Raw genomic sequence first — 4,665 nt, forward strand, 5'->3', positions numbered from 1 at the left:
CCCTGCGAGACAGGGCGCGCGACCTGTAGTTACTGCACCAGCTCTGTAATAGTCAGCTTGCCATTCACACGGTCGGCAACGAAGTTGATCTGTGCGCCTTCACTCAGCCCTTCCAGCATCGCGGGATCGGCGAGAACGAAGACCATTTTCATTGCTGGCATGTCGAGGTTTTCCAGCGGGCCATGGTCGACAGTAATCTTGTTCCACTTGGCATCGATCTTGGTCACCGTGCCCGAGGACATGGCACTATCGCTAGCAGCAATTGCAGTTCCAGCGGTCATCAGAAGGGCAGCGGCGAGCGTCAAAAATTTGGTCATGATTGGTTTCCTTTGATTTGAGATCAGTTGACAGTAAGGGCGCCGTGCATGCCGCCTTCATAGTGGCCGGGCAGCAGGCAGGCGAATTCGAAGTTGCCGGCCTTGTTGAAAGTCCAAAGGATCTCCGCCTCTTCACCTGGTTCAAGGCGCACAGCGTTAGGGTCGTCATGTTCCATCTCAGGGAACTTGGCCATCAGCTCTTTGTGTTCAGCGTTTTGTGCCATCGAATCCATCACGAACTCGTGGGTTTCCTCACCCATGTTCGTGATGCGCAGGCGCACGGTTTCACCCTCAGAAAAAGTCATTTCCGAGGAGGGTTCGAAGACGAACGGTGCGTCCTTGTCGTAGTCCTCACGCATTATCACATCGATGGTTCGCGTGGGTTCATGGCCATGCATCGCAGGCATGCCGATGGCCATTTGACCGTTGCCGTGCCCGGCGTCCGCAATTGCGAGGGCGGGAATCAGGGCCAGCCCCAATGTCAAAAGTGCAGTTTTCATGAGCGTGTTTCTCCTGTGCTCTGGCATCAGCCCTGCCGCACGCCGCCGCGCGGCGTGATCACGGTTTTCGGACTGGTGTTGTATGCATGTTCGGGCAGCTCGCCCGTCCATTCGTAGGCCTGTGTTCCGGGCGGGTTGTCGTACCAGCCAGGATCGCTGTAATCGTCGCGGTCGATGCCCTCGCGAACCTTCACCACGCTAAACATGCCACCCATTTCCAATGGGCCATGCGGCCCCCATCCGGTCATCATCGGCACGGTGTTCTCGGGGATCTCCATCGACATCTCGCCCATATCCGCCATACCCGCCGTGCCCATCGGCATGTAGCCAGGCTGCTGGCGGCGGATCATTTGGGTCAGGCGGGACTTGTCGGCGCCAATAAATGTAGGGATGTCGTGGCCCATAGCATTCATGGTGTGGTGCGACTTGTGGCAGTGGATCGCCCAGTCACCTTCGTGAATCGCGTCGAACTCGTAGGCGCGCATGGCGCCTACAGGAATGTCGATCGAGACCTCGGGCCAACGGGCACTTTCCGGCACCCAGCCTCCGTCAGTACAGGTGACCTGAAAGTCATAGCCATGCATGTGAATTGGGTGGTTGGTCATCGTCAGGTTGCCACAACGCACACGGACACGGTCCCCCTTGTTGACCACCAGAGGATCGATGTCCGGGAAGATCCGGCTGTTCCAGGTCCACATGTTGAAATTGGTCATCTCGGCCACGCGCGGGATGTAGGTCCCCGGGTCGATGTCATAGGCCGCAAGGAGGAACGCGAAATCCCGGTCCACCGGCATGAACGCCGGGTCGCGCGGATGCACGATGAAGAGCCCCATCATGCCCATGGCCATCTGTACCATCTCGTCCGCATGCGGGTGGTACATGAAGGTGCCGGACTTGATGAGGTCGAACTCGTAGACGAAGGTCTTACCCGGCGGGATGCCGGGATGCGACAAACCACCAACTCCATCCATTCCCGATGGCAGGATCAGTCCGTGCCAATGCACGCTGGTATGTTCCGGAAGACGGTTGGTTACGTAAATACGCACCCGCTCGCCTTCGACCGCTTCGATTGTGGGTCCGGTGGATTGGCCATTGTAGCCCCAGAGCCGCGCAATCATCCCGTCCGCCATAATCCTTTCAACAGGCTCTGCAACGAGGTGGAACTCCTTTACATCTCCGTTCATGCGATACGGCAAAGACCATCCGTTCAGTGTTACAACGGGGTTGTAGTCGAACCGATCCGAAGGCCTTGGGGGAACTTGTGTATAGGGGCTGTCGGTAAAGGCGGCCTCGGGCAGATCGCGAAAGCGTGTTTGCGCGGCCCCGGCGTTCGCCAGCACAGCTCCAGCGCTCGCGGTCAATCCCGCGCCCAGTAATTGACGACGGTTCATCATTCTTCGCTACCTCCGGTCAGAGTAATTGCCCCGCCCCAAATCGCCGCGGTCGCGTCTGTTTCGGCAAGCCAGTAGTCACGTTTCGCTTCTGCGGCAGAGAGGCGCGAAGCGAGCCCCTCCTGGGCATCAGCGATCAATTCAAAGGTCGAGGTCAGCATGCCGTTGTAGGACAGCAGCGCTTCGTCATCGATCTGGCGTCGCAGAGGCAAAACAGAGTCGCGCCAATGCCGCGCGATGCTATGGCGACCGGTGATGGCCCTATAGGCCATGCGTGCGTCCGAACGCGCATCGACGGCCTGCTGGGCCAGCCTGTTCGCTGCCTGCAGATAGGCCATGCGGCCACGCTTCGACACCAGCGGACCGGTGTCGTAGAGCGGGATCTCGAAATCTAGAGCAAGCGCTGGATTGGCCTCGGTTTCTCCGGCTGCACGTTCCAGGTCGAAACCAGCCACCAACTGGACGTCCGAGACCATACGGGTTTGCCCGGTCAGACGGTAGTCCAGCGCGAGCGCCTCGAGTTCCAGCTTTCCAGATGCCAGGTCTACGCGGTTTGCCAGTGCCAGCTGTTCGATATTTCCTGCAACGCGCGGGCCACCAGGCAAGGCGGGCAGCGAGTCCGGCACGAATACAGTGGTGTCGCTACCCCAAAGCCCCATCAGCCGAAGCAGTTTTTCTTTGGCCAATTGCGCCTCCAATTGGGCGGCTGCACGTTCGGCGGCAAGCTCAGCAGTAAAGGCATGCTCCCTTGCTTGATCGGCCTTGCTCATCGCGCCGGTACGGCCCAGTTGCACAGCAAGTTCGGACGCTGCCTCGGCAGTGCCCTGAGTTTGAGCGATCAGTGCAGCGGCTTCGAAAGCGCCAACCGCCTCAATCCAGGCCCGGCGGGTTTCAACGGCCAAGTCTATCGTGTCGGCGAGCGCAGCAAGTTCGGATTGTCTGAAGCGAATCTCCGCAAGTTGGGTCCGCGGTGCGGATGTTGCCACGTCGAGCAGGGAGTTGATTAATGTTGCCTCAAGTGTGCGAGTGACATCGCCAGCCAACCCGGAGATTGACACACCGATCGAGGGCACCGGCCCCATAGCCACTTCCCATAAGTCAGTTGAGGACAGACCTAGCTCAGCGAAGCTGGCTTGAAGTGCGGGACTGCTTATCAGGGCAACCTGCACTGCGGTGTCGGCGCTGACGGTCTTACCATGCACCATGGCGTGAACCCTCTTGCGCGTTTCCTCAAGGTCCGCGGCAGACAGGTTCCAGATCGGTGTGGCCCCTAGAGCCTGGCGTGCACCCGTCTCGACACTGCCAAAGCCCGCGCGATCTGGTTTTGCACGCTCAAGAACGGCAGGACTGGCGCAGGCGGACACCAGCAACATGGACCCCATGAGAAGAGGCAGTTTCATTCGCCACCCTCCCGTTGTTCATCATTCAGCATCCGCCATTCGGCCGGTTCTCCGACCGAGTAGCCCGCGTAAGCAACAACAGGCCCGGGTTGCGCAGACGCGACCACAGGCGATGTAACCGCCGCCGTAAGCGCTGGCACGGTTTCAAGTTCAGGAAGCGCCGAGCAGGCGGCCCCGAACAGCGGCAAGGATGCCGCAAGCAGAATTTTCACTTAGATTTCCTCGAAATGTCAGATGCAGATGGTCGCAGTCAAACTGCGGCTACAGGTGCATCAGGCGCGAGGAGGGCGCCGCAAACCTTCGGGTGTGGCCGAACGGACTAGGGACGCAATATCCCAGGACCGGAGGGAAACATTAGCGGACTGCTTTGTGCAACTTTCGGCACCTACGAAGTCACCGACCACGCAGATATGTGACGCACAGTGGTCTGCTCCATGGTCGATATCTGCAGCCGGAATGTCCGTTTCATGATGGTGGCGCTCGTTTGAAGACTCCTGAGCGACTTGTTCAACAGAGCACGAAACCATGGCTGATGCATTGGACGGCATCAGGGTCACTGCCACCAATATGGAGGCAATCTGGAGTATCCCAAAAACGGCCCGAATCCTGTACATCATTTTTGAAGCTGTATTGCTGAAACAAAATGTCGGCAAGTCACCAAAACGTGTGGGCAAATTTTTCATACATTCTTCGTAGAAGTTTGAAAAAACTGCTGAAATCCTAATCGATCAATGAATGTGCGAGCGTAGATGTCGCAAGCGGTGACGACATGATCGCCCGCTTGAAAAACATCATTGCGTTGGAGACTGACGGAGCGTTGGTCTAACGGTTGATTTCTACTGGCGGCACAAACCCGTAGTCGCTTACTCGAGAGCATTCAGGAACCTAGCGTAGTCATCACTGACCTCCCTCGCCTCAACAAAGGCGCGAGCGCGCTCGGCGTCGAGACAACGGAAGTAGTCCTGCACATCGGCAATGTAGGCCTCGAAATCGCTTCTGATCAGATCGGCGTAGGCACGCATGTCGTCTTGCGACTGAGGCAAGAACGGTCGTTCGG

The 4,665-nt window shown here is 58.2% G+C and carries 7 protein-coding genes; 1 reads left to right on the forward strand and 6 read right to left on the reverse strand.

The features are described from left to right. Window positions 1-29 precede the first annotated feature (29 nt). From DL1_RS22190 to DL1_RS20345, 5 genes are read right to left on the reverse strand one after another with little or no spacing between them, the layout of a single operon-like run. On the reverse strand, window positions 30-317 hold the full coding sequence (locus DL1_RS22190; RefSeq protein ID WP_009574142.1) for a copper-binding protein: 288 nt from the start codon (window positions 315-317) through the stop codon (window positions 30-32). Between the two features lie 23 nt (window positions 318-340). Next, entirely contained in the window at window positions 341-817 is a 477-nt protein-coding gene (locus DL1_RS22195) for a cupredoxin domain-containing protein (RefSeq protein WP_009574143.1), read from the reverse strand. Window positions 818-843: 26 nt separating this feature from the next. After that, window positions 844-2,211: a multicopper oxidase family protein gene (locus DL1_RS20335; RefSeq protein ID WP_038147513.1), complete on the reverse strand. Its 1,368-nt coding sequence runs from the start codon at window positions 2,209-2,211 to the stop codon at window positions 844-846. After that, complete coding sequence (locus tag DL1_RS20340; protein ID WP_009574145.1) at window positions 2,208-3,608, reverse strand: TolC family protein; 1,401 nt, start codon at window positions 3,606-3,608, stop codon at window positions 2,208-2,210. The genes DL1_RS20335 and DL1_RS20340 overlap by 4 nt, the downstream gene beginning before the upstream one ends. After that, window positions 3,605-3,820: a hypothetical protein gene (locus DL1_RS20345; RefSeq protein WP_009574146.1), complete on the reverse strand. Its 216-nt coding sequence runs from the start codon at window positions 3,818-3,820 to the stop codon at window positions 3,605-3,607. The genes DL1_RS20340 and DL1_RS20345 overlap by 4 nt, the downstream gene beginning before the upstream one ends. Window positions 3,821-4,133: 313 nt before the next feature. On the opposite strand from DL1_RS20345, the gene DL1_RS21775 reads away from it, so the two are divergent. Further along, the gene (locus DL1_RS21775) at window positions 4,134-4,304 is read left to right on the forward strand and encodes a hypothetical protein (protein ID WP_156022758.1); all 171 of its coding nucleotides are present in this window, start codon (window positions 4,134-4,136) and stop codon (window positions 4,302-4,304) included. 167 nt (window positions 4,305-4,471) lie between these two features. On the opposite strand, the gene DL1_RS21935 is transcribed toward DL1_RS21775, so the two are convergent. Further along, window positions 4,472-4,665: hypothetical protein (locus DL1_RS21935; RefSeq protein WP_038070138.1), on the reverse strand; the 194-nt coding region annotated here is incomplete at its 5' end.

Origin of the sequence: Thioclava dalianensis (assembly GCF_000715505.1) — a bacterium.
Classification (GTDB): Bacteria; Pseudomonadota; Alphaproteobacteria; order Rhodobacterales; family Rhodobacteraceae; genus Thioclava; species Thioclava dalianensis.